Source organism: Phenylobacterium terrae (assembly GCF_042681205.1).
GTDB lineage: Bacteria > Pseudomonadota > Alphaproteobacteria > Caulobacterales > Caulobacteraceae > Phenylobacterium > Phenylobacterium terrae.
Genome location: NZ_JBHUEY010000001.1, coordinates 1480554 through 1505161 on the forward strand (window position 1 = coordinate 1480554; position 24608 = coordinate 1505161).

21 protein-coding genes are annotated in these 24608 nt (G+C 71.0%); 12 read left to right on the top strand and 9 right to left on the bottom strand.

All coding sequences use genetic code 11. The annotated features are described in order from the left end of the window. Positions 1 to 3: 3 nt before the first annotated feature. The 5 genes from ACFSC0_RS07425 (at position 4) to ACFSC0_RS07445 (ending at position 7851) form a co-directional block, all read left to right on the top strand. Positions 4 to 2460: an ABC transporter permease gene (locus tag ACFSC0_RS07425; protein WP_377284503.1), complete on the top strand. Its 2457-nt coding sequence runs from the start codon at positions 4 to 6 to the stop codon at positions 2458 to 2460. A gap of 93 nt (positions 2461 to 2553) precedes the next feature. Then, complete coding sequence (locus ACFSC0_RS07430) at positions 2554 to 3738, top strand: CaiB/BaiF CoA transferase family protein (RefSeq protein ID WP_377284365.1); 1185 nt, start codon at positions 2554 to 2556, stop codon at positions 3736 to 3738. Then, the gene (locus tag ACFSC0_RS07435) at positions 3735 to 4487 is read left to right on the top strand and encodes an enoyl-CoA hydratase/isomerase family protein (RefSeq protein ID WP_377284366.1); all 753 of its coding nucleotides are present in this window, start codon (positions 3735 to 3737) and stop codon (positions 4485 to 4487) included. Before ACFSC0_RS07430 ends, ACFSC0_RS07435 begins: the two co-directional genes overlap by 4 nt. 153 nt (positions 4488 to 4640) lie before the next feature. Continuing rightward, positions 4641 to 7079, top strand: coding sequence for a TonB-dependent receptor (locus tag ACFSC0_RS07440; protein ID WP_377284367.1), 2439 nt, complete (start codon positions 4641 to 4643; stop codon positions 7077 to 7079). 91 nt (positions 7080 to 7170) lie between these two features. Next, positions 7171 to 7851, top strand: coding sequence for a Fe2+-dependent dioxygenase (locus ACFSC0_RS07445; RefSeq protein WP_377284368.1), 681 nt, complete (start codon positions 7171 to 7173; stop codon positions 7849 to 7851). Between the two features lie 3 nt (positions 7852 to 7854). Here the strand turns inward: ACFSC0_RS07445 and ACFSC0_RS07450 are convergent, their stop codons facing one another. The 4 genes from ACFSC0_RS07450 to ACFSC0_RS07465 all read right to left on the bottom strand — a co-directional run bounded on the left by ACFSC0_RS07450 (position 7855) and on the right by ACFSC0_RS07465 (position 11538). Next, positions 7855 to 9021: a PepSY-associated TM helix domain-containing protein gene (locus ACFSC0_RS07450; RefSeq protein WP_377284369.1), complete on the bottom strand. Its 1167-nt coding sequence runs from the start codon at positions 9019 to 9021 to the stop codon at positions 7855 to 7857. Between the two features lie 213 nt (positions 9022 to 9234). Continuing rightward, on the bottom strand, positions 9235 to 10446 hold the full coding sequence (gene fabB / locus ACFSC0_RS07455; RefSeq protein ID WP_377284370.1) for a beta-ketoacyl-ACP synthase I: 1212 nt from the start codon (positions 10444 to 10446) through the stop codon (positions 9235 to 9237). A gap of 16 nt (positions 10447 to 10462) precedes the next feature. Further along, entirely contained in the window at positions 10463 to 10990 is a 528-nt protein-coding gene (fabA, locus tag ACFSC0_RS07460; protein WP_377284371.1) for a 3-hydroxyacyl-[acyl-carrier-protein] dehydratase FabA, read from the bottom strand. A 68-nt stretch (positions 10991 to 11058) separates the two neighbouring features. After that, complete coding sequence (locus ACFSC0_RS07465) at positions 11059 to 11538, bottom strand: SH3 domain-containing protein (protein ID WP_377284372.1); 480 nt, start codon at positions 11536 to 11538, stop codon at positions 11059 to 11061. A 130-nt stretch (positions 11539 to 11668) separates the two neighbouring features. Here ACFSC0_RS07465 and ACFSC0_RS07470 point away from each other — a divergent pair, with 130 nt between their 5' ends. Then, a complete protein-coding gene (locus ACFSC0_RS07470; RefSeq protein ID WP_377284373.1) occupies positions 11669 to 12655 on the top strand; it encodes a 2-hydroxyacid dehydrogenase in 987 nt (328 codons plus the stop codon). Positions 12656 to 12838: 183 nt separating this feature from the next. Here ACFSC0_RS07470 and ACFSC0_RS07475 read toward each other — a convergent pair whose 3' ends face one another. Together ACFSC0_RS07475 and ACFSC0_RS07480 are read right to left on the bottom strand one after the other, a co-directional pair. Further along, entirely contained in the window at positions 12839 to 13999 is a 1161-nt protein-coding gene (locus ACFSC0_RS07475) for a calcium-binding protein (protein ID WP_377284374.1), read from the bottom strand. A gap of 111 nt (positions 14000 to 14110) precedes the next feature. After that, on the bottom strand, positions 14111 to 14872 hold the full coding sequence (locus tag ACFSC0_RS07480; protein WP_377284375.1) for a HesA/MoeB/ThiF family protein: 762 nt from the start codon (positions 14870 to 14872) through the stop codon (positions 14111 to 14113). Positions 14873 to 14876: 4 nt separating this feature from the next. Between ACFSC0_RS07480 and hslV the strand changes: the two genes are divergently transcribed. From hslV to ACFSC0_RS07500, 4 genes are read left to right on the top strand one after another with little or no spacing between them, the layout of a single operon-like run. Beyond that, positions 14877 to 15458 (top strand): ATP-dependent protease subunit HslV, encoded by a 582-nt coding sequence (gene hslV, locus ACFSC0_RS07485; RefSeq protein ID WP_377284376.1) that lies wholly within the window; start codon positions 14877 to 14879, stop codon positions 15456 to 15458. Next, positions 15445 to 16302 carry a DUF4440 domain-containing protein gene (locus ACFSC0_RS07490; RefSeq protein ID WP_377284377.1) on the top strand — a complete coding sequence of 286 codons (858 nt, stop codon included), beginning with the start codon at positions 15445 to 15447 and terminating at the stop codon, positions 16300 to 16302. The genes hslV and ACFSC0_RS07490 overlap by 14 nt, the downstream gene beginning before the upstream one ends. A gap of 9 nt (positions 16303 to 16311) precedes the next feature. Further along, the gene (hslU, locus tag ACFSC0_RS07495; protein WP_377284378.1) at positions 16312 to 17616 is read left to right on the top strand and encodes an ATP-dependent protease ATPase subunit HslU; all 1305 of its coding nucleotides are present in this window, start codon (positions 16312 to 16314) and stop codon (positions 17614 to 17616) included. 2 nt (positions 17617 to 17618) lie between these two features. Further along, a complete protein-coding gene (locus tag ACFSC0_RS07500) occupies positions 17619 to 18407 on the top strand; it encodes a M48 family metallopeptidase (protein ID WP_377284379.1) in 789 nt (262 codons plus the stop codon). 98 nt (positions 18408 to 18505) lie between these two features. Here the strand turns inward: ACFSC0_RS07500 and ACFSC0_RS07505 are convergent, their stop codons facing one another. Further along, positions 18506 to 18979, bottom strand: coding sequence for a DUF2244 domain-containing protein (locus ACFSC0_RS07505; RefSeq protein WP_377284380.1), 474 nt, complete (start codon positions 18977 to 18979; stop codon positions 18506 to 18508). Positions 18980 to 19069: 90 nt separating this feature from the next. On the opposite strand from ACFSC0_RS07505, the gene nth reads away from it, so the two are divergent. Together nth and ACFSC0_RS07515 are read left to right on the top strand one after the other, a co-directional pair. Continuing rightward, positions 19070 to 19801, top strand: coding sequence for an endonuclease III (gene nth, locus ACFSC0_RS07510; protein WP_377284381.1), 732 nt, complete (start codon positions 19070 to 19072; stop codon positions 19799 to 19801). A 135-nt stretch (positions 19802 to 19936) separates the two neighbouring features. After that, entirely contained in the window at positions 19937 to 20200 is a 264-nt protein-coding gene (locus ACFSC0_RS07515) for an SWIB/MDM2 domain-containing protein (RefSeq protein WP_377284382.1), read from the top strand. A gap of 276 nt (positions 20201 to 20476) precedes the next feature. On the opposite strand, the gene ACFSC0_RS07520 is transcribed toward ACFSC0_RS07515, so the two are convergent. Both ACFSC0_RS07520 and ACFSC0_RS07525 read right to left on the bottom strand, forming a co-directional pair. Further along, positions 20477 to 21667, bottom strand: a complete 1191-nt coding sequence (locus ACFSC0_RS07520; protein ID WP_377284383.1) for an amidohydrolase family protein — start codon at positions 21665 to 21667, stop codon at positions 20477 to 20479. 75 nt (positions 21668 to 21742) lie between these two features. After that, positions 21743 to 24586: a M16 family metallopeptidase gene (locus ACFSC0_RS07525; RefSeq protein WP_377284384.1), complete on the bottom strand. Its 2844-nt coding sequence runs from the start codon at positions 24584 to 24586 to the stop codon at positions 21743 to 21745. Positions 24587 to 24608: the final 22 nt, after the last annotated feature.

Below are 24608 nucleotides of genomic sequence, written 5' to 3' on the forward strand. Positions count from 1 at the left end.
GCGATGTTCGGCAACTACCTCGCGGCGGCGCTGCGCAACCTCACCCGCAACCGGCTCTACGCCAGCGTGACCATCGCCGGGCTGGCGATCGGCTTCGCCGCGGCCATGCTGATCGGCCTCTATGTACGCGACGAGTTCACCTTCGACCGCTTCATCCCCGGCCACGAGCGGGTCTATCGGGTCTCCCAGACGGTGGCCTTCAAGGGCGCCCGGCCGATAGAAACCGACTTCACGCCGATGATGCTGGCGGTCCCGTTCAGGGAGGACTTTCCGGAGGTCGCCTCGCTCGCGCGGCTGACCAACAGCTACTTTCCGCCGGCCGTGCGCCGGGGCGAGACGGCGGCGGCGGAAGCCAACTTCTACTGGGCCGATCCGGAGTTCTTCCGCGTGCTGCCGCTGCCGGCGGTCGCCGGCGACCTGACCCGCGCGCTGGAGGCGCCCGACAGCGTCGTGCTCACGCGGGCGATGGCGCGCAAGTACTTCGGACGGGACGCCCCTGTCGGCGAGAGCCTCACCGTCAACGGCCAGCCGATGCGGGTCACCGCCGTCATCGAGGACCTGCCGTCCAACACCCACCTGCCGTTCGAGGCCCTGGGTTCGAGCCTCAACGCCATGAGCCCGATCTCCCAGTACGAGGAGACCAACGGGCCGCTCACCAACACGCTGGCGACCTATTTCCGCCTGCGGGACGGGGCGTCTGTCGCGAGCATGGAGCCGCGGCTGGCCAGCTTCCTGGAGCGGCGCCTGCCGATCCCGGCGAACTGGGACACCAATGGCCCGGTCAGCCGCAAGCTGCACCTCGTGCCGCTCGCCGACATCCACATGCGGCCCTCGACGCACGGCGCCTACAAGCCGGCCGGGCAGCCGGCCGTTGTGGCGGCGATCGGCGGCGTCGGCGTGCTGATCGTGGTGGTGGCCGGGATCAACTTCGTCACCCTGATGACGGCGCGGGCCACGCGCCGGGCGGTGGAGGTGGGCGTGCGCAAGGCCGCGGGCGCCAGCCGGCGCGACCTCTTCTGGCAGTTCATGGGCGAGGCCGGCCTCTACGTGCTGCTGGCGGGCGTGCTCGCCGTCGCCCTCGCCGAGCTCGCGCTCCCGGCCTTCAACGCCTTTCTGCAGCGCAGGATCGGCTTCGACTACCTGGGCGACCCGTGGCTCGCGGCCGCCGTGGCCGGCGTCCTTCTCGTCACCGCCCTGCTCGCCGGCCTCTACCCCGCGCTGGTGCTGTCCTCCTTCCGGCCCGCGGCGGTGCTGAAGGGCGCCTCGCCGGCGGTCGGCGGGGCGGGCCTGCGCCAGGTGCTGGTGGTGGTGCAGTTCGCGGTGCTGATCGGGCTGGTCCTGGCGACCATCACCATCGCCCGTCAGACGCTGTTCGCCCTCAACGAAGGCATGCGGGTGGAAACCGACCAGGTGGTGCTGGTCTTCTCCGCGCCCTGCCTGACGGCGATGCGCGACGAGGTGCGCAAGCTGCCCGGGGTCAAGGATGCGGCCTGCGCCGAGTCCGGGGCGCTGAACCTGTCGGACGGCGCCGACACGGTGGTGGTCGACGGCCGGCGCGCCAGCATCACGACCGCCGGTGTGGACTACGGGCTTCTGGAGCTGTTCGGCGTCGAGCCCCTGGCCGGGCGCTTCTTCGACCGCAATCGCCCGTCCGACGCCGTGGAGCGGGCCGACGCCTATCCGCCGGTGGTCATCAACGAGACGGCCATGCGCAAGCTGGGCTTCGCCTCGCCGGAGCAGGCGGTCGGCAAGACGATCTCCTGGCACGGCCTGTGGGACGATTCGCTGCGCGACCGCCGCGACTGGGACCCGACCGCCCGGCCCTCCGAGATCATCGGCGTCGCCCCCGACTTCACCTTCGGTTCGATGCGCTCGACCATCCAGCCGACGCTGTTCTCGATGAGCCGCCACAAGCCGCCCCTGTCGGTGGCCCTGGCCGTCAAGCTCGACGGACAGAGCACGCCGGAGACCCTGGCGGCGATCGACCGGCTGTGGAAGCGGTACGGCGGCGGCCGCCCCATCCTGCGGGTGTTCGCCGACCAGTTCACGATGCGGCTCTACATCGACACCCTGACGCAAGGAGCGACCATCGCGCTGGCGGCGATCATCGCGCTCTCCATCGCCTGCCTGGGGCTGTTCGCCCTCTCGGCCTACACGACCGAGCGGCGGACCAAGGAGATCGGCATCCGCAAGGCCATGGGGGCGAGCTCGGTCGACGTGCTCAAGCTGCTGGTCTGGCAGTTCACCAAGCCGGTGCTGATCGCCAACCTGATCGCCTGGCCGGTCGCCTGGATGGCCATGAACAGCTGGCTGAACGGCTTCGCCTACCGCGTGGACGTCGCGCCCTGGACCTTCGCGGCGGCCGCAGGCGCGGCCCTGCTGATCGCCTGGGCCACGGTGGTCTTCCACGCGCTCAAGGTCGCCCGCGCCAAGCCGGTGGGCGCGCTCCGGTACGAGTAGCGCGCGGTCCCTCCCCGTCAGGGGAGGGAAGACGGGCGGCGACTTCCGTTGCTACTGTCCCCCCAAGGACAAGAACCCACGGGAGGGACGCTGATGGCCTCGCCGCTCGCCGGCCTGACGGTGCTCGACTGCACGCACGTGATCGCCGGGGCCTGGTGCTCGCTGCTGCTGGCGGACCTGGGCGCCGACGTGATCAAGATCGAGCCCCTGGAGGGGGAGACCACCCGGGGCCACCCGAAGGCCCGGTTCAAGGCCTTCGATTACGTCAATCGCAACAAGCGCTCGCTGGCGGTGGACCTGTCGAAGCCCGAGGGTCAGGCGGTGATCAAGCGGCTGGCCAAGAGCGCCGACATCTTCGTGGAGAACTACCGGCCGGGCGCTCTGGACCGCATGGGGCTGGGCTACGCGCAGCTTTCGGCCGAGAACCCCGCGCTGATCTACGCCTCGGTCTCGGGCTTCGGCCTGACCGGCCCCTACCGCGACCGCGGCGGCTTCGACCTGATCGCCCAGGCGATGAGCGGGATCATGAGCTTCACCGGCGAGGTGGGCTCCACCAAGCCCACCGCCGCCGGGGTGCCGCTGTCGGACCTCAACGCCGGGGTGTTCGCGGCCCTGGGCGTGCTGGCCGCCCTGCACCATCGGGAGAAGACGGGCGAAGGCCAGCACGTGGAGACGTCGTTGCTGGAGAGCGCCATCGCCTACACCGTCTGGGAGACAGGCCTGCACCTCTCCACCGGCGAAGTCGCCAGGCCGAACGGCTCGCGCCACCGGCTGGCCGCGCCCTACGAGGCGCTGAAGACCGCCGACGGACACGTGGTGGTGGGCGTCAACAACGACCGCCTGTGGGCCAGGTTCTGCCAGGCGCTGGGCGATCCCGCCCTCAAGGACGACCCGCAGTTCGCCGACGGCCGCTCGCGGGTGATCAACCGCGACGCCCTGGCCGAGCGGATCGAGAAGGTCCTGGCGGGCGCGACCACCGAAGAGTGGATGGCCAGGTTCGAGGCGGTGGGCGTGCCGTCCGGGCCCATCAACACCATCGACAAGGCCCTGACCGACCCGCACATCCAGGCCCGCGGCCTGCTGGCCGAGGTCGAGGGGCGCAAGTTCACCCGCACGCCGCTGCAGTTCTCCAAGACCCCGGTCGAGGTGAAGCGCGGGCCGCCGCCGCTGGGCTCGTCGAGCCGGCAGGTGCTGGCCGAGGCGGGGTTGGCCGAAGACGAGATCGAGAAACTTGTGGCGTCGGGGGTGATCGGCGCCGGGGAGGAAGTGAAGGCATGAGCGGGACCGTCCACCTGGAGGCGCCGTCGAAGCACGTGCGCGTGCTGACCATCGACAATCCGCCGATGAATCCGTTGGGGGTCGCCATGCGGGCGACCTTCATGGGCGTGCTGGACGAGGTCGCCGAGCACGCCGAGGTCCGCTGCCTGGTGGTGACCGGCAAGGGCCGGGCCTTCTGCTCGGGCGACGACCTCAAGGACGTCGGGCCGCAGGGCGAGGACCTGGCCGGGTTCGCGAGGCTGCTGGAGCGGCTGGACGCCTCCCGCGTGCCGGTGATCGCGGCGGTGAACGGCTGGTGCGTCGGCGGCGGCTTCGAGCTGGCGCTCTGCTGCGACATCCGCATCGCCTCGACGGAGGCGAAGTTCACCGCCGCCGGCGTCAACGTCGGGCTGATGGCCAGCGCCTACCGGCTGCCCCGGATCATCGGCGTGGGGCCCGCCAAGGCCATGCTGCTCACCGGCCTGCCGCACGATGCCGCGACGGCCGAGCGGTTCGGCCTGGTCACCGCCGTGCACGAGCCTGAGGCGCTGATGCCCGCCGCCCTGGCGCTGGCCGAGCGGATCGCCTCCCGCGCCCCGCTGTCGGTGGCCGCCGCCAAGCGGGTCTCCAGCCGCGCGCCGGACCTGTCGCCCGAGGACGCCGACCGGATGCAGGCCGCCGAGCTGCGGGTGCTGCGCAAGAGCGCCGACCACAAGGAGGCGGTGCAGGCCTTCCGCGAAAAACGCGATCCGGTGTTCACCGGCAGCTGACCTGATCGACGACAGGAGAGCCGCCTGACGCGGCGCTCCGTCACCGCCCCGCAATGAGATTGCGAACCATTCGCATTCTTGTTGCGAGTTATTCTCAGTTGCGATAGCACCCTTGCCGGGAGCTGAGCCGTGTGCGCTCGGGAAGGGAATACGATGGCATCTATCAAGTCGCCGAAGACGCTTCGGCTGGCCGGAACCGGCGTGGGTCTGCTCGCAATGAGCCTGGCGGCGGGCGCCGCGCGGGCGGACGACGCGGGCGTGTCGGGCGCGATCGAGGCGGCGGCGACCGTCTCCGACGTGGAGGTGATCGGGCGCAACGCCGAGCCCTCCGACATCCGCCAGACCGCCGAGCCGCTGGAGAACCCGCAAACCGTCACGGTGATCCCCCGCGGGGTGATCGAGGCGCAGAACCTGCTGAGCCTGCGCGACGTGCTCTCCACCGTGCCGGGCATCACCTTCGGGGCCGGCGAGGGCGGCGGCGGCTTCGGGGACTCGATCAACCTGCGCGGCTACTCGGCCAACAACGACATCACCGTCGACGGCGTGCGCGACAGCGCCCAGTACAGCCGCTCCGACCCGTTCAACATCGAGCAGATCGAGGTCTACAACGGCGCGAACGGGGTCTACTCGGGCTCGGGTTCGGTGGGCGGGACCATCAACCTGGTCTCCAAGCGGCCGTTCGCGCGCACCTCCTCGACCGTGAGCGCGGGCGTCGGCACCGACGACTACTGGCGCGCAACCGTCGATTCCAACATCCTCGTCCGGGACAACGTCGCCGTCCGGCTGAACGCCATGGCGCACACCAACGACGCGCCCGGCCGCGACGTGGAAACCTTCGAGCGCTGGGGCTTCGCCCCCTCGGTGACCATCGGCGTGGGCGGGCCGACCCAGTTCACCGCCATGTACTTCCACCAGGAGGATGAGAACACGCCCCAGTACGGCGTGCCCTTCTACAACGGCCGGCCGCTGCCCGGCGTCGATCCGGCCAACTACTACGGCTACAGCAACGTCGACGTGCAGGACCAGACCATCGACATGGTCACCGGCATCCTCGAGCACGCCTTCAGCGACACCCTCTCAGTGCGCAATCTGACCCGCTGGCAGAAGGTGACGCAGCTCTCCATCGTGGATCCGCCGCAAGGGGTGTTCTGCCTGGCCAACGGCCTGAAGCCCGCCCCCTGGAGCCAGACCACGACGGCGGTGAACCTGACGGGCTTCACGCCCTGCACCGGCTCGGACCCGGCGCCCGGCTTCTACCAGCCGAGCGGCCCGCGCGGGACCTACCGGGACACCGAGAACACCCTGCTCTACAACCAGACGGACCTGCGCTGGGAGTTCGCGACCGGCGGGGCGCAGCACACCCTGGTGGCCGGCGTGGCCTTCACCTCGGAGACCTACGAGCTCGTCAACGGCAGCGTGCTGCGCAACCCGAACGGCACGGCCGTGGCCCTGCCGCCGATGCGGATCGACAGTCCGAACCACGTCTACACGGGCCCGTACAACTTCATCCGGGGCGGCGGCGGGGCGCCCAACGCCACCACCGGCCTGTTCCCCTCCGGCGGGCAGGACAGCGAGCGGGTCAACCAGGCCGTCTACGTCTTCGATAACATCGAGTTCAACGACAGGTGGTCGGTCAACTTCGGCCTGCGCTGGGAGCACAACGAGGGCGAGATCCTCACCAGCTACTACACCTCGGCCGGCTTCCTGCCCTCGGGCGGGCCGCAGGCGGGGCCGGCGTCGCCCGGCGCGCCCGGCGGGGTGTTCAGCGGCAACGGGCCGTTGCTGAAGAGCGAGGACGACCTCTTCTCCTATCGCGTCGGCGTGGTGTTCAAGCCGATCCCCAACGCCAGCCTCTACCTGGCCTACGCCAATTCCAAGACGCCCTCGCAGTCGACGGTGAACAGCCAGGGCGCCTGCACCGCCGCCACCTGCAACGTGGCGCCGGAAGAGGCCGAGAACATCGAGATTGGGGGCAAGTGGGACATCGACGGGCGACTGTCGCTGACCGCGGCCCTGTTCCGCAATGACCGGACCAACTACCGGGTGCCGTCCGGCGACCCCGCCGTCCCGTTCGACGTGCTGGACGGCAGCGCCCGGGTGCAGGGCCTGGCGCTCGGCGCCTCGGGCCAGATCACCGACGTCTGGGCGGTGTTCGCCAACTACACCTGGCTGGAGTCCGAGGTGCTGCAGGGCGCCTCCAGCTTCAACGCCGCGCGGGGTGCGGACTTCATCAAGGGCGACCCGCTCACCAACGTGCCGGACCACGCCTTCAGCCTGTTCACCACCTATGACCTCACGCCGCAAATCCAGCTCGGCTACGGCGTGACCTACCAGGGCCGCTACTACCTGACCCAGCACGCCCAGATCACCGGCTCGGTCCCCCCGGCGCGGACCACCATCCCGCTAGTGGAGACGGAGCCCTATTGGGTGCACCGGGCCACGGTCGCCTGGAGCCCGCGCCCGGATCTCGAGCTGCGGCTGAACGTCAACAACCTGTTCGACGAGGTCTACTACGTCCGCGGCCGCAACAACGGCTGGGCCACGCCCGGCGAAGGCCGCAGCGCGACCTTGACCGCCAGCTACCGGTTCTGATCCTCCCCTGCAGCAGAACCGGCGTCGCGCCCCGCCCCACTGTCCCGGGGCGGGGCGCGCTTCGCTTCCGCCCAGCCCGGAGGGCCAGACCATGATGCTGCACGTGCCACAGGTGCTCTCGCCGGACGAGCTGGCGGCGGTCCGCCGGATCATCGCCGCCGGTCCCTGGGTGGACGGCAACGAGACCTCCGGCTTCCAGGCCGCGCTCGCCAAGGACAACCTGCAGCTGGCCCAGGCCAGCGCCGCCGAGCGGGAGGCCGGGGCGATCGTCGTCGCCGCCCTGCGCCGCAGCCCGGCCTTCCAGTCGGCCGCCCTGCCCGCCGCCCTGCACCCGCCGATGTTCAACCGCTACGGCCCGGGCAAGAAATTCGACAACCACGTGGACAACGCCATCCGCTTCGCCCCCGGCGGCGAGCGCATCCGGGCGGACCTGTCGGCCACCCTGTTCCTGACCGACCCCGACGACTACGAGGGCGGCGAGCTGACGGTGGAGGACACCTTCGGGACCCAGGAGGTGAAGCTGCCGGCCGGCGACCTGATCCTCTATCCCTCGTCGAGCCTGCACCGGGTGGAGCCGATCGTGCGCGGCGAGCGGACCTCGGTCATCCTGTGGATCCAGAGCCTGGTGCGCGACGACGCCCGCCGCACCCTGCTGTTCGACATGGACGCCGGGATCCAGAGCGCCGGCCAGCGGCTGGGTCAGGCCGACCCGGCGGTGGTTACGCTGACCGGCGCCTACCACAACCTGCTGCGGATGTGGGCCGAGCTCTAGGCGCTACTCGCCGGGCGCCGGGCTGACCGCCGGCTCCGGGCCGCCGGCCAGCTGCCGGGTGATCCGCCGGCGGCGCAGCGTGCGGCGCAGCCACATGACGAATCCGGTGACGCCCAGGACGGCCGGCGCGATCCCGCCCAGGAAGATGATCACCTGCCAGACGAGCCCCATGTCGTGGCCGTCGTGCACCTGGCGCATCCAGCGCGACAGCGGGTCCGGGCCGCCGCCTGCGCCGCCGCGCCCCGCCTTCGCCTGGCCGGTGGCGTCGACGATCTCGACCGTGCGCGGCTGTTCGGCGCCGGGCGTACGTAGCTGGACCCGCCAGGCGGGCTCCTGGCCGCGGGTGGGCAGGCTGACCGAGGCCAGGGCGGCGCCCGGCGCGGCCGCCTGGGCCCGTGCGACGGCCTCGGCGAGGGTCAGCTCCGGGTCGGGGACAGGCGGGGCGAAGCGGCCGGGCCCGCCACCGCCGCGCTGGGCCGGCTGCTCGACGCCGAACAGCGCCCGGCTGGTCTGCGGGAAGGAGATGTAAACCCCGGTCAGCGACAGCACGGCCAGCGGCAGGCAGATCCAGAAGCCGGCCATGTGGTGCAGGTTGAACATGGTCGAAGGGCTGCGCCGCCAGCGCAGGCCCTTCGTGAAGCCGCCGCGCCGCGGCCACCAGAGCCACAGGCCGGTGACGCAGGAGATGGTCATCGCCCAGCCGAGCCAGCCGACGATCTTCCGGCCGACGCCGGGGACCATCAGCGAGCCGTGCAGCCGGTGCATCACCATCGTGAAGCTGCGCGAGGTCTCCCCGCTCGCCAGCACCTTGGCGGTAGGCGGGTCGATCCAGACGTTGAGGGTGCGCGGCCGCCCGCCCGGCCCCGGCTCGCCGTTCAGCCGCCCGACGGCGACCACCGGATCCCCGGCCTCCTGCGGCCAGCGAATCTGGGTCAGCACCGCCCGGCCGGCGAAGGCCCGCTCGGCGGCGGCGGCGTATTCGGCCGCGGGCCGCGCGGCCTGCGGACCGCTCACCGCATACCGCTCGGCGTACATCGCCCGGTCGAGCTGGTCGTGCCACACGAGGATCGAGCCGCTGACGCTGACCGGGATCAGCAGGACCAGCAGCCCCACCCCGATCCACAGGTGCACGTCCAGCCAGAGGCGGCGGAGCCTTGCGAGCGCAGTCATGAAGCCCCCCGGAGAACGGCGGAACCTCATTGCTATTGCGAATAATTCGCAGGGGCAAGCGGCCGCGCGGCGCCGCCTCTCCCCTAACTCACGTCATCGCCGGGCTTGTCCCTGCGGCACGACCCGCTGCCGGGGGCCGGACTCATCGGGATGAGTGGCCGGCATAAGGCCGGCCAGACGAGGATCTGGGACGGCGGTGCAGCCGACCTGACGTCAGACCTTGGCCATCACCAGGCAGCCGTTGGTGCCGCCGAAGCCGAAGCTGTTGCTCATCACCGTCTCCAGCGGCCGGTCGATCCGCTCGCGGACGATCGGCAGGTCGGCGAAGGCCGGGTCCAGCTCCTCAATGTGGGCGCTCTCGGCGACGAAGCCGTTGTTCAGCATCAGAAGGCTGTAGATCGCCTCCTGGGCGCCGGCCGCGCCCAGGCTGTGGCCGGTCAGCGACTTGGTCGAGGAGATCAGCGGCGGGGCGTCGCCGAACACCGAACGGACCGCCTCCATCTCCTTGATGTCGCCCACCGGCGTCGAGGTGCCGTGCGGGTTGAGGTAGTCCACCTTGCGGTCGCCGGCGCCCTTCAGGGCCAGCTTCATGCAGCGCGCCGCGCCTTCGCCCGACGGGGCGACCATGTCGAAGCCGTCGGAATTGGCCGCGTAGCCGACGACCTCGCCGTAGATCTTGGCCCCGCGCGCCTTGGCCCGCTCGTATTCCTCGAGGACGACGATGCCGGCCCCGCCGGCGATGACGAAGCCGTCGCGGTTCTTGTCGTACGCCCGGCTGGCGACGCTGGGGCGGTCGTTGTAGCCGGTGCTCATCGCGCCCATGGCGTCGAACAGGACGCTGAGGGTCCAGTCCAGCTCCTCGGTCCCGCCGGCGAACACCACGTCCTGCTTGCCCCAGGCGATCTGCTCGTAGCCCGAGCCGATGCAGTGGGCGCTGGTCGCGCAGGCCGAGGAGATGGAGAAATTCAGGCCGCGGATCTTGAACCAAGTGGCCAGCGTCGCCGACGGCCCCGAGCTCATCGCCTTGGGCACGGCGAACGGGCCGATCCGCTTGGGGCCGCGTTCCTTGGCGGTGGCGGCGGCCTCGACGATGGCCCGGGTTGAGGGCCCGCCCGATCCGACGATCAGGCCGGTCATCTCGTTGGAGACCTCGTTCGCCTCCAGTCCGGCGTCGGCGATCGCCTGTTCCATAGCGATGTGTCCGAAGGCCGTGCCTTGGGCCAGGAAGCGGGCCGCCCGGCGATCGACCATCGACTCCCAATCGATCTGCGGGGCGGCGTGGACCTGACAGCGGAAACCCAGCTCGGCGTATTCCGGCGCGGCGCTGACGCCGCTCTTGGCCTCCCGCAACGAGGCGAGCACCTCGTTGGCGTTGTTGCCGATGGACGAGACGATACCGATGCCGGTGACGACAACGCGGCGCACTCTTCGCTCCTCCCGCTTACCTGGCGAGCGCTTCGGGCGACATCAGGCCGACCCGAAGATCCTCGGCCGAATAGATGGGCTTTCCGTCGGCTTCCAGCACCGCATCGCCCAGGCCCATGACCAGCGAGCGGTTGATCACCCGCTTCATGTCCACCTTGTAGACGACGGTTGTGACGTCCTGAGTGACCTGGCCGGCGAACTTCACCGCGCCGCAGCCCAGCGCCCGGCCGCGGCCCTTGCCGCCGATCCAGCCCAGGAAGAAGCCCACCAACTGCCACATGGCGTCCAGGCCCAGCGAGCCCGGCATCACCGGGTCGCCCAGGAAGTGGCAGTCGAAGAACCAGAGGTCGGGGCGGATGTCGAATTCCGCCTCGATGTAGCCCTTGCCGTACTTGCCGCCATCCTTGGTGATGGTGGTGATGCGGTCGAACAGGAGCATCGGCGGAGCCGGCAGCTGGGCGTTGCCGGGCCCGAACAGCTCGCCGCGCGCGCAGGCCAGCAGTTCCTCGTAGTCGTAGCGGTTCTGGACCGCAGGGCTCGTCATATCCGCCATCACCAGCCTGACTGTGCTCTCAGGAAGGGTGAGGCCCTAACACGACCCCCGGCGCCGGCTCAACGACATTGGGGACGATCGTCCGTGCCCCAGAGCTCGCCGGCCGGCGCCCAGCCGGTCGTCCGGCCCGCGCGGATGCGGCACCATCCTTCGCTGCAGCGGTCCAACGCGGCCAGAGAGCGCGGGTTCAAATAGGCGAACGGACGCAGGTCCGCCTCCGGCTTGCGGCGCAGCGCCAGCGCGGTCGACTTGGTGCGCATCACCATCCGCCGCCCGTCGGTGGTGCGGCGGTGGACCCAGGCGCTGCCGCCGTCGGGATCGCAGACCTTGCGCCACTCCTTGGTCTCGGCGACCACCTGCACCGGCAGGCCCTTCACCCGGTAGATCCACAGGCGGCGGTGGTCGTCGGCCGGCCCGGAGCGGGCGTTGACCTCGTCGAACTTCAGCGAGACGTAGCGCGGCACGGGCAGGCCGGACGGCGTCGGCCGGTCGGCGGCCAGCGCGGCGGTGGCGCCGGCCAGCACAAGCGCCGCCGTCAATTTCAGCAGCCCGCGTTTTCGAAGTTCGATCAATCCGTGCTCGCCTTGGCCGCCGAGGGGGGCTTTGCTAGAAGCGCGCAAAATCGCGCCTACAGCCGCGCCCCAGGAAACCCCCTTTTCGTACCCGCTCATGGCCGCCCGCAAGCCGAAAGTCATCGTCACGCGCAAGCTCCCCGACCCGGTGGAGACGCGCATGCGCGAGCTGTTCGACGCCGAACTTAACCTCAGCGACGAGCCCCTGAGCCGCGACGCGCTGGCGCAGGCGCTGCAGCGCGCCGACGTCCTGGCCCCGACCATCACCGACCGGCTGGACGCCGACGTCCTCGCGGCGGCCGGGCCTCAGCTGAAGCTGATCGCCAACTTCGGGGCCGGCGTCGACCACATCGACGTGGCCGCGGCCAACGCGAAGGGGATCACCGTCACCAACACCCCCGGCGTGCTGACCGAGGACACCGCCGACCTGACCATGACCCTGATGATGGCCGTGCTGCGCCGGGTGGTGGAGGGGGCCAACATCCTGCGCGAGGGCGGCTTCTCCGGCTGGTCGCCGACCTGGATGCTGGGCCGGCGAATCACCGGCAAGCGGCTGGGGATCATCGGCATGGGCCGGATCGGCCAGGCGGTGGCCCGCCGGGCGCGAGCCTTCGGCCTGCAGATCCACTACCACAACCGAAAACCGGTCTCGCACCTCATCGCCGACGAGCTGGGCGCCACCTACTGGGACAGCCTGGACCAGATGCTAGCCCGAGTAGACATCGTCACCGTCCACTCGCCGCACACCCCGGCGACCTACCACCTGCTCTCAGCGCGGCGGCTGAAGCTGCTGCAGCCCCACGCCATCGTGATCAACACCGCCCGGGGCGAGATCATCGACGAAAGCGCGCTCGCCCAGCTGCTCACCGACGGCAAGATCGCCGGCGCCGGCCTGGACGTCTTCGAGCGGGAGCCGGAGATCAAGCCCGAGCTGCTCGCCGCCCCCAACACCGTCCTCCTGCCCCACATGAGCTCGGCCACGGTCGAGGGCCGCATCGACATGGGCGAGAAGGTGATCATCAACATCAAGACCTGGATGGACGGCCACCGCCCGCCCGACCGGGTGATCCCGGCGATGCTGTAGCGGCGGCCCGCCTGCCGGCCAGAAGACGAAGTCGCCGCCGTATCCCGCCGCAGGTTGCGTCGGGGTCGAGCTTGTCGGACCCCCGCGCCGCGCGGGCGTGGAGACTCGACCGGAGGCGACTTCAGCGGGTCCATCATCGCCTACAGTTGATTCCGATGGACCCGCCGCCTCGGGGGAGGAGACTCAGTCGACGAAGTCGCTGTCGTCGAGTTGACTGACCAGGATGTTCTTCAACGTGAGGAAGGTCAGGCCGTTGTAGGTGAACTGCACGTCGGCCCCGACCTGGGTCGCCAGGCTCAGCACGTCGACGCCTAAGGGCACGCCCACCCCCTCGAGCTGGTCCGTGCCGTTCTGGAAGTCGTGCACCACCGTCGGCTCGAACTCGACGAAGAACTGGAAGGTGTCGTGGCCGCCGCCGCCACGCAGGTTTGCGCCCTGCAGGAGGTCGTCGCCCGAGCCGCCGTCCAGGCTGTCGGCGCCCTGGCCGCCGCCGATCAGCGTGTCGTCGCCGCCCTCGCCGCGCAGGGTGTCGGCGCCGGCGCCGCCCTCCAGCCGGTCGTCCTCGGCGTTCCCGTTGAGCGAGTCGTCGCCCTGCCCGCCCATCAGGGTGTCTTCGCCGTCGCCGCCCTGGACCAGGTCATTGCCGCCCAGCCCGTTCAGCATGTCGGCGCCGCCGCGCCCGGCCACGGTGTCGTTCCCGACGCCGCCCCACATCTGGTCCTCCTCGCCGCTGCCCCGCAGCGAGTCGTTCCCGGCCCCGCCCCAGGCGTAGGTGCTGTTCGAGCCCTGGATGGTGTCGTTGCCGCCCATGCCCCAGATCATCGAGACCTCGCCCTTGGACTTCAGCACCTGGCCCGCGTCCGTGCCGTAGATCAGGTTCGGGTCGATTTCGTCCGGGATCCAGGCCCCGGAGATGTCGGCCGCGCCGTACCGCAGGCCGCTTTCGGCGCCGTTGCCCTCCTCCTCGATGAGCCGCGCGCCGCCGCTGCCGAACTGGTTGACGCGGAAGAACAGGGACCCGGGGGGCTCGAGCGGCTCCTCGTCGAAATCGATGTGCGCCCCGATGAAGGCGGCTTCCACGATCGACAGGTCGGTGCCGTTGCTGCGGAGGAAGAAGTCGTCGGTGATGAACATCGACCGGCCGTCGAACGTCAGGGCGATGTCGTCGTCGTTGCGCGTGAAGATCGAGCTCTCGTCCTCGACGGCCTCTTCCCAGGCGTCCTCGAGATCGCCGGTCAGCGTGAGGTGGGCCTGGACCTTGTCGCCCGCTTCGTACTGGAAGTTCGGCGTGCTGGTCGGATCAACGCTCTCAACGACTCCGTAGAAGGTGAACGAGGTGGCCATCGGCGGTCTCCCAGAGGTCTTGGCGCGCCGCTCCCATGGCGGCGCGCGCGGGATCCTGCGGCCCCGCGGCGCCCCCAACCGAAAACAGGGTTAATAGGTCGCCGATCACCGTTAGTTGATCGGCGTTCTCTCATTTGTTGTTCCGCAGACCTCGCACTCCGGGTCCGCACCGATCCGCACCGTCCGGGTCTCCGCCGACAGGCCGTCGTAGAGCAGAAGGCGGCCGAGCAGCGGCTCGCCGGCCCCGGTGATCAGCTTCACCGCCTCCAGCGCCATCATCGAGCCGATGACGCCGGCCAGCGCCCCCACCACCCCGACGGCCGAGCAGGTCTCCGCATCCGGCGGGATCTCGGGCACCAGGCAGCGGTAGCAGGGCCGGCCCGCGTAGACGCCGATCTGGCCCGTCCAGCGGCCGATGGCGCCGGAGACCAGGGTCCTGCCCTCGGCCACGCAGGCCGCGTTGACGGCGAAGCGGGTGGAAAAGTCGTCGGTGCCGTCGAGCACCAGGTCGACGCCGCGGACCAGTTCGCGGGCGTTGGCGGCGTCCAGCAGGGCGCGGACCGGCTCGACGTGGGTGTGGGGGTTGAGGGCCGCGAGTCGCTGGGCGGCGGTCTCGACCTTCGGCCGGCCCACCTCGCCCTCGGCGTAGAGCACCTGGCGCTGGAGGTTGGAGCGGTCGACGACGTCGGGGTCGACCAGCACGATGCGGCCGATCCCGGCCGCGGCCAGGTAGAGGGTGGCCGGCGCGCCCAGGCCGCCGGCCCCGACGACCAGGGCGCTGGCGGCCTTCAGCTTCTGCTGGCCGGGGCCGCCGATCTCGCGCAGCACCAGGTGGCGCGCGTAGCGCTCAACCTCCTCGTCGGAAAACGCCACCGCCTTGACCTTGCCTTCCTGCCTCGCCACATCCGCGACGATGTCGAACGCCGCCTTCCCCGACTGGCATGGGACCACCATCTTGGCCGTGCGCAAAGGGGGCCGCACCGTCATCGCCGGCGATGGGCAGGTGTCCATGGGCCAGACGGTGGTCAAGGCCGCGGCCCGCAAGGTGCGGCGGCTGGCCGGCGGCAAGGTGATCGCGGGCTTCGCCGGCGCCACCGCCGACGCCTTCACCCTCATCGAGCGGCTGGAAGCCAAGCTCGAGCAGTATCCCGACCAGCTGGCCCGCGCCTGCGTCGACCTGGCCAAGGACTGGCGCACCGACCGGGTGCTCCGCCGGCTGGAGGCCATGCTGCTGGTGGCCGACAAGGACGCCATCTACACGGTGACCGGCGCGGGCGACGTGCTGGAGCCGGAGCGCGGCGTCGCCGCCATCGGCTCGGGCGGCAACTTCGCCCTGGCCGCGGCCCGGGCGCTGATCGACACCGACGCGGACGCCGAGCAGATCGCCCGCAAGGCGATGGCCATCGCCGCCGAGATCTGCGTCTACACCAACGGGGAGCTGACCGTTGAGGCCCTCTGAGGCCGCGCTGATCGCGGGCATCACGCTCGCCGCCGCGCCGGCCCTGGCCGCCGACCCGGCCCCGGTCATCGCGGCCGAGCGCGCCTTCGCCGCCGACGGCCTGACGCTGGGCTACAAGGCCTCGTTCCTGAAGCACTCGGCGCCCGACGCCATCATCATGCAGCCGGGGCCGGTGAACGCCCACGCGACCCTGAAGGCCGCGCCGGACAAGGGCGGCCCGGCCCTCTACTGGTGGCCGGTCTGGGCGGGGCTGGCCCGCTCGGGCGACCTCGGCTTCACCGCCGGGCCTTACACCGTCTCGGGAAAGCACGGCGGCTACTACTTCACCGTCTGGAAGAAGCAGCCGGGCGGCGGCTGGAAGTGGATCTACGACGGCGGGGCCGGCGGCTCGGGCCCGCATGTGCCGCCGCCGCCGACCACCAAGCCGCGGCCCCTGGCCGACGCCCCGGCCGCCGCAGGCTCGGCCGCCAAGGCCATGAAGGAGGTCGGCGAGGCCGAGACCAGGCTCGCCGCCGCCGCCCAGAAGGACCTGAAGTCCGCCTACCTCGCCGTGCTGGCCGACGACGCCCGCATCCAGGGCTCGCCGGCCCCGCCGGCCGACAGCGCGCCGGAGCGCGAGCGCGAGCTGGGGACCCGGCCCGCAGCCATCGCCTTCAAGGCGCTGGGCGGCCAGGCCTCCAAGGCCGGCGACCTGGCCTTCACCTACGGCGAAGCGCGCTGGACCAAGGACGCCGCCGAGGCCAGGGGCCACTACGTGCGCATCTGGCGCAAGGGCCAGGCCGGCTGGCGCATCGTCTACGACCAGCTGCAGCCCCTGCCCGCCGGCAAGCCCGCGAGCGCCTGACAAGGAACTATGACCGAGTTTTCCCCCCGCGAGATCGTCTCCGAGCTCGACCGCTACATCGTCGGCCACCCCGAGGCCAAACGCGCCGTGGCCGTGGCCCTGCGCAACCGCTGGCGCCGCCGGCGGGTGCCGGATGTGCTGCGCGACGAGGTGACGCCGAAGAACATCCTGATGATCGGCCCCACCGGCGTCGGCAAGACCGAGATCGCCCGCCGGCTGGCGCGCCTGGCCCAGGCGCCCTTCCTGAAGGTCGAGGCCACCAAGTTCACCGAGGTCGGCTACGTCGGCCGCGACGTGGACCAGATCGTCCGCGACCTGGTCGAGAGCGCCATCGGCATGGTGCGCGACAAGCGCCGGGCCGCCGTCCGCGCCCGGGCCGAGGCCGCCGCCGAGGAGCGCATCCTCGACGCCCTGACCGGCCCCGGCTCCACCGCCGCCCGCGAGGCCTTCCGCCGCAAGCTGCGGGCCGGCGAGCTCGACGACAAGGAGGTGGAGCTGCAGCTGGCCGACACCGGCTCGCCCTTCCAGGCGCTGGAGATCCCCGGCCAGCCGGGCGCCTCGATGGGCATGCTCAATCTCGGCGACATGTTCGGCAAGGCCTTCGCCGGCCGGACCAAGACCCACAAGACCACCGTCGTCGGGGCCTGGGCGCCGCTGATCGCCGAGGAGAGCGACAAGCTGCTGGACCAGGAGGCCCTGACCCAGGAGGCCCTGGAGCTGGCAGAGAACCAGGGCATCGTCTTCCTGGACGAGATCGACAAGGTGGCCAGCCGCTCCGACCGGGCGGGCGCCGACGTCTCCCGCGAGGGGGTGCAGCGGGACCTGTTGCCGCTGATCGAGGGCACCACCGTCGCGACGAAGTACGGGCCGGTGAAGACCGACCACATCCTGTTCATCGCCTCGGGCGCCTTCCACGTGGCCAAGCCTTCGGACCTGCTGCCGGAGCTGCAGGGCCGGCTGCCGATCCGGGTGGAGCTGAAGGCGCTGACCCGCGACGACTTCCGGCGCATCCTGACCGAGCCGGAGGCCAACCTGATCGTCCAGAACCAGGCGCTGCTGGCCACCGAGGGCGTCACCCTGGCCTTCACCGAGGATGCCATCGACGCCATGGCGGACGCGGCCGTGCAGGTGAACGGGGCGGTGGAGAACATCGGCGCCCGCCGCCTGCAGACGGTGATGGAGAAGGTGCTGGAGGAGGTGAGCTTCACCGCCGCCGACCGCTCCGGCGAGACGGTGACGGTGGACGCGGCCTACGTGAAGAGCCGCGTCGGCGAGCTCGCCCAGAACGCCGACCTGTCGCGCTTCATCCTCTAGCGATGTGCCGCGCCTGCCCCTCCCGACGCTGGCTGCTCGGCGCCCTGGCCGCGGTCCCGCTGGCCGCCTGCAGCGAAAACGTCGAGACCGGGCGCAACCAGCTGATCCTCGTCGACGACGGCCAGCTGGCCGGCCTCGCCGACCAGGCCTGGAGCGACCTGCGCGGCAAGACCCCGCTGCTGCGCGATCCCGAGGCCCAGGCCCGCGTCGGCCGCGTCGGCGCCGGGATCGCCAAGGCCACGGGACGGACCGACCTCGACTGGGGCTATGCGGTGTTCGACAGCCCGGACGTCAACGCCTTCGTGCTGCCGAACGGCAAGGTGGCGGTGTTCCGGGGCCTGCTCGACGCAGTTCGCTCCGACGACGAGCTGGCCGCCGTGATGGGCCACGAGGCCGGCCACGTGGTCGCCCGCCACGCCGCCGAGCGGGTCTCCCAGCAGCTGGCCGTCCAGGCCGGCGTCAGCCTGGCGCAGATCCTGCTGTCGGAGCAGGCCGGCGAGAACGCCGACGAGATCGCCGGCGCGCTCGGCATGGGCGCCATGTACGGCGTCATCCTGCCCTACTCGCGCAAGCACGAGCTGGAGGCCGATGTCCTCGGCCTCACCCTGATGGAGAAGGCCGGCCACGAGCCCAGGGCCGCCGTCGCCTTCTGGGAGCGCCGCATCGCCGAAGCCAAGGGCCAGCCCAACGTGCCCGAGGTGCTCTCGACCCACCCGGCCGACGCCACCCGGCTCGCGCGCCTGCGGGAAGCGGTTCAGACCTCTCCCTCCGCAAGCGGAGGGAGAGGGTAGGGTGAGGGAGGTTGCGGCTGTGGGACAGCGCGAACGCCTGAGGCGCACCGAGGCCCCCCTCACCCAACCCTCTCCCCCCCGGCAAGCGGGGGAGAGGTCTAGAGCCGCTCGTTCTTCGCCCGCCAGATCGCGGTCTCGAGCGCCCGGGCGAACTCGGCGCGTTCGCGGGGGCTGAGGGCCTGGGCGACGGCGACTTCGCGGCCGGAGAGGCGCAGGCGCAGGGCGACGGGGATCTCGGCCTCGACCTCCAGGCTGACCCGGGTGAAGGCGGTGGGGGAGGACCAGACGAGTTGGCGCCACCTCGGCGTCTCGTGGGTCACCCGGATCTCGGCGGCGCTGACCTGCACCCGCTCGATCCGCCGCGCGGCCGCGTAGCTGACCAGGAAGGCGACCGCGATGGCGGCCACGTCCAGCCCCAGGAACAGCGGCACCAGGTGCGCCCCCAGCGAGAGGAAGACGGCGGCCGCGAGCACGTTGAAGAAGGTGACCAGGCTGATGAGGATCACGAAGCCGCGCTGCGAAAGGCTGCGGTTCGGGATGATCTCGGCGTCCATGTAGAGCAGCCGGTCCATGGCGGCCCTCGCGATCCTGTGGCGCGCGGAATGTTAGCCCGCCTCCGCGCCTTGGCGAAGGCCCTCGAACAGGGCAAGTGTGTCCGCCTCATGGCCAGACCCGCCCCCGCCAAACGGCTGACGCCCGCCGAACAGGCGCGCATCGCCGAGATCTTCGAACGCTTCAAGGCGCTCTCCGACGATCCCCGCACCGAGCTCGAGTACCGCGACCCGTTCACCCTTGTGGTCGCCGTCGCGCTGTCGGCCCAGGCCACCGACAAGTCGGTCAACAAGGCCACCGAGAAGCTGTTCGCCGACGCTCCGACGCCGCAGGCCATGCTGGCGCTCGGCGAGGAGGGGGTGATCCCCTACATCGCCTCCATCGGCCTGTTCCGCACCAAGGCGAAGAACGTCGTCGCCCTCTCGCGCATCCTGGTGGAGCAGTATGGCGGCCAGGTGCCGCTGACCCGTGAGGCGCTGCAGGCGCTTCCGGGGGTCGGGCGCAAGACCGCCAGCGTGGTGCTGAACGAACTGGGGATCGAGCCGGCCATCGCCGTCGACACCCACGTCTTCCGCGTCGCCCACCGGCTGGGGCTGTCGAGCGGCAAGACGCCGGACCAGGTCGAGGCCGAACTGATGGGCAAGGTCCCGGCGCCCTATCTCTCCCGGGCCCATCACTGGCTGATCCTGCACGGCCGCTACACCTGCGTGGCGCGCCGGCCCAAGTGCGAGGAATGCCCGGTGGCCGACCTCTGCCCCTCGCGCCACCTGTTCGTCGGGGCGGGCGCAAGCGGCGCCGTAGCGTCGCCTCGCCGACGCAGAAAAGTCGCCTCTGCGGCGTAATGGCGCTTTCTTCGCGTCAAAAGGCGCGTTTCCCCAGGTGACAGCCCCGCAACAGACGACGTAGCGTGACGCTCAAGCGACTCACCGGCGGCTGAGGGCCGGGGGCGCGTGCCTCATTGGGAGCTGGCGACTAAAATGGCAGAGACGAAGAAGAAGCCCAACGCGCTGCAGCAGCCGCTGCAACCCTCCGCCGAGCTGCAGGCCGTGATCGGCAGCGGCCAGGTGACCCGGGGCGAAGTGGTCTCCAAGATCTGGGACTACATCAAGAAGAACAACCTGCAGAACCCGCAGAACAAGCGCGAGATCGTGGCCGACGCCAAGCTGAAGCCGGTGTTCGGCGGCAAGGACCGCGTGTCCATGTTCGAGATGAACAAGCACCTGGCGGCGCACCTGAAGTAGGGCGTACCCCCGACATCGGCCGCACCCGCGGCCCTGTCACGAAGACGCGGCGTCCGGGGAGGGCGCCGCGTTTTTCGTTTTCTCCTCTCCCCGACGCGAAGCGCGGGGGGAGAGGATCAAGGAGAGGGGTGGAGCAGCCGTGTCGCGGCGCAGGGGTGGGTCCGAGAAGGCGCGGCGCCGCCGCGTCCCCTGGATCAACCATCTGGAGAGGCGCCCAACTCAGCTTCGCCCCTCTCCCTACCCTCCCCTCGGGCTGCGCCTCGGGGGAGAGGAGGATCACGCCACTTCCAGCCGCTTCGGATAGCACAGGTCCTCCGCCAGCCCCGCACCCATCAGGTCGATGAAGTTCTCGGCGTAGAACCGCCGCACCGCCCGCTCCGGCGTGTCCTGCAGGGAGTCGTCGAAGCGCTTGAGCGGGTTTCGGCCGCCCTCCACGTGCGGGTAGTCGGAAGAGAACAGGCAGACCTCCTCGCCGGCGTTGGCGATGATCCAGCCCACGTCCTCGTGCGGATAGGGGGTCACGCGCAGCTGACGGCGGACGATGTTGGAGGGCCTGTCGGAGAGCTTCTGCAGCCGCTCCTCGTTCTTCACGAACGCCTGGGCGGCGCTGTCGAGGAACCGCATCCAGCTCGGGACCCAGGCCGCGCCCAGCTCGATGGCGCCGAACTTCAGGTTCGGGAACCGGTCGAACACCCCGTCGATGACCAGCGCCGCCAGCGTCTTCATCGGCGCCTGCGGGATGGCCATGAAGGACAGCGAGGTGAAATTCTCCTCGCCGCCGTGGAAGTCCTTCACCCGGGGCAGGCCGTTTTCGAAGTAGGCCGCGTTCAGCTTCTCCTCGCCGCCCACGTGCAGCACGATCGGCAGGCCCGCCTCCTCGGCCATGCGCCAGACCGGATCGAGGGCGATGTGGCTGGGCGAGTGGTTCTGCGGCGGCTTGGAGGGGATCATCAGCGCCTTGCAGCCGAGCGCGATGGCCTCGCGGGCCGTCTTCGCCGCCAGCTCGAAATCCTCCAGCGGCACGTAGCCGGTGGGCAGCAGGCGCCGGTCGACCTTGCAGAAGTCGGTCATCATCCGGTTGTGGGCGCTGGCCGCCGCGTAGGCGAGCTCCAGGTCCTCGCTCTGGTCGAGGCCGAAATTGTTCAGGCAGAAGGTGGTGAAGACCAGCTGGCTCGCGAAGCCCAGGAGGTCCAGCGCCCGCGGCCGATCGTCCGGCGTGAAGGCGCCCAGCGCCTGGTAGTTCTTGCGCAGCAGGATGTTCTCGTCGGCCCCGGCGCGGAACTCGGGATCGGCCTGCTGTTCCCTGACCTTGTCGGTCCAGCCCGCCTTGCCGAGCTTGTGCCGGTAGATCGGCAGCGCGTGGTAGCGCGCCAGCAGCCGCTTCTCGAAATAGGGATCCAGGACGTCCGGCAGCTCCATCAGGTGCGAGTCGGCGTCGTGCACCAGGCGGTCTTGCACGTAAGGCATCGGGCGCATCCTCCTTATGGTTGGAGGCATCACACGCCTGACGGGCGGCGAAGGCAACCTCGCCGCCGCGGCGGCCTAGAGCACGGCCGCCGTCTGGTTCTGCCCGACCGGCACGATGTGCGCCTTCCAGGCCTTCTCTTCGGTGAGGTAGCGCTGGGCCGCGGCGCGCAGGTCCGCGGGGGTCACCGCCTGGATCTGCGGCAGCAGGGTGCGGGCGGACTCGATGCGGCGGGGGTCCTCGTGCACCCCGGCCAGCGCCGCCAGCCAGTAGGCGTTGGTCTGGCGACCGGCGGCGTACTCCTCCACCCGGGGCCGCTTGGCCCGCTCCAGCTCGTCGGCGGTGATCTCCCGGGCGCGCAGGTCGGCGACGATGGCGGAGATGCCGGCGAACACCTTGTCCCCGTCCTGCGGCTTCACCTCGGCCATGGCCATCAGGTAGCCGTAGCCGGAGAACACCTCCGAACTCAGCATCTCGGTCTCGGTGGCGTAGGCCAGGCCCTGCTCGCCGCGCAGGCGGTCGAACAGGCGCAGCGCGATCACCTGCTCCAGGACCCGCATGGTGCGCGCCCCCTGCGGGTCGGCGAAGAAGTCGGGGAGCGGCCAGGCGGTCAGCGCCAGGCTCTGGTCGGCGCGGCCGTAGTGCTGCAGCTTGATCGGCGTTGGCGGCTTGCCCGGGAAGGTGGGGCCCTTGGCCAGCGTCGTCCCGTTGGCAGGCTTGGCCCGGGGCGGCAGGGCGCCGAAGGTTCGGCCCACCGCGGCGATGGCCTCCTCGGCGGTGACGTCGCCGACGACGGTGACCTCCAGTTCGCCCGAGGCGAGCTGCGGCCCGAGCGCCGCCTTCAGCTCGTCCAGCCTGGCCGCGCGGATCTCGACGGCCGTGGGCTGGGCCCAGCGCCGGTCGCCGCTGCGCATCAGCGTGCGGACCTGGCGCTGCAGGATGCCGCCGGGGGTGCCGTCCATCCGCGAGATGTTGACGCCGAGCTGGCTGCGGACCCGCTCGAAGGCCTCGGCCCGCCAGCCCGGGTCGGCCACATAGGCGGCCATCAGCTGCAGCTGGGTCTCGAAGTCCTCGGGCCGGGTGCTGCCGTCCAGGCGGAAGGCGTTGTCGGTGATCGACGGCGAGACCGACCAGACCTTGCCGGCCAGCGCCAGGGTGACGTCGTCGTAGCTCATCGCCTTCAGGCCGCCGAGCACGAAGGCGGTGGCCGCCCAGTCGGGGCTCGAGCGGTCGGCCGGCAGCGCCAGCCGGCCCTCGCCGATCCGCACGCCGACCAGCACCTGGCCGGTGCGGAACTTGGTCGGCTTGACCGTCAGCCGCACGCCGTTGGCGAAGGTGACGAGGGTCGCCTCCAGGTCCTCGATCTTGCGCTGGGTTGCGACCTTTCCCGGCTGGCCGAAGCTCTTGTAGGCCCACGCCTTGGCCTGCACCGAGGGCGGGGCGACGGGGCGGATCTGGGCTTCGTGAACGGCCGCCAGCACGGTCTCCTCGCCGCCCTCGACCGAGAAGGGCGTGACCACCGTCACCAGCGGCCCCTCGCCCGAGAAGGCGCTGCGCAGGGCGGCCTCCACATCGGCCGGCTTCATGCCCTTCACCGCCTCGTCGAAGATCACGATGTCCTGCTCGGACGAGGTGAAGACGCCGTTCTCCTCCAGGGTCTGGAGGATCTCGTCGGCCAGCCGGCCGCTGGGTTCGGTGACGGTGCCGTAGGCGCGGTTCTGCAGCCGGGCGCGCCAGTCGGCGATCTCCACCTGCAGCTCGGCCTGGCTCACCCCGTGCTCCAGGAGCTGGCGCTGGGCCAGGATCAGCGCCTGCAGCGCGGCGCGCCCGTCGGCCGGGGCGCTGGCCTGCATCACCGTCATCCGGCCCGAGCGCAGGGCGTCCTCGCGCTGGGCCAGCGCGGCCGTGAATGGCGGCGAGGCGCCCGAGGCCTGCCGCTCCAGGCGCCGGTTCAGCACCGCCAGACCCAGGTATTCGGCGATCATCGCGCGGATCGAGCCCATCGTCTGGGGCGAGGGATCGTACGGCCGCATCCAGGCCAGCGAGACGCGCGGCGGCAGGGCGCCTTCGACGAAGACCTTCGCCGTGGCCTTGCGGGCGCCGGGCGCGCCGAGCTCCGGCTCCTCGCCGGCGGGCCCCTCGGCCTGCCAGTCGGCGAACAGGGCCCGGACCTTGGCCTCCACCTTGGCCGGCTCGATGTCGCCGACGATCACCAGGACGGCCCGGTCCGGCCGGTAGTAGCGGCGGTAGAAGTCGCGGATCCGCTCGTAGGGGGCGGTGCGGATCACCTCCTCGGTGCCGATCGGCAGGCGGTCGCCGGCCCGCCGTCCCGGAAACCAGTAGGCGAACTGGTCGACGGTCAGCTGCGTCATCGGACCTTCGCGCAGCCGCTTCTCGTTCAGCACCACCAGCCGTTCGGCGTCGATGGCCTTGGGATCGAGGGTCAGGGCGCCGACCTCGCGCATCAACTTCAGGGCGATGTCGAGGCTGGCCTCGTCGGCCAGCGGCAGGTCCATGTTGTAGGTGGTCTGGGTCGAGCTGGTGAAGGCGTTGACCCCGTCGCCCTTGCGCACCCCGATCCGCTCCAGGGAGCGGAAGAGCTCGCCGGGCGGCACGTTCTTCGAGCCGGCGAAGGCCATGTGCTCGAGGAAGTGGGCCAGGCCCCGCTCGTTGTCGGCCTCGTGCAGCGAGCCCACGTCAAGGCGCAGGCGCAGCGAGGCGCCCTTGGCCGGGCTGGTGTTCGGCAGGATCACATAGCGGAAGCCGTTGGGCAGCCGCCCGAAGGTCGCCCGCGGGTGGGGCGAGAGATCGCTCGCCTCATGGGTCCAGACCGGAGGCGCGGCCAGCGCCTGCCCCGCCCCGGCGCCGGTCAGGCCCAGGACCAGCGCCGCCGCCAGCGCGCCGATGCGCCGCTTGATCATCCAACACCCCGTTTCGCACTCA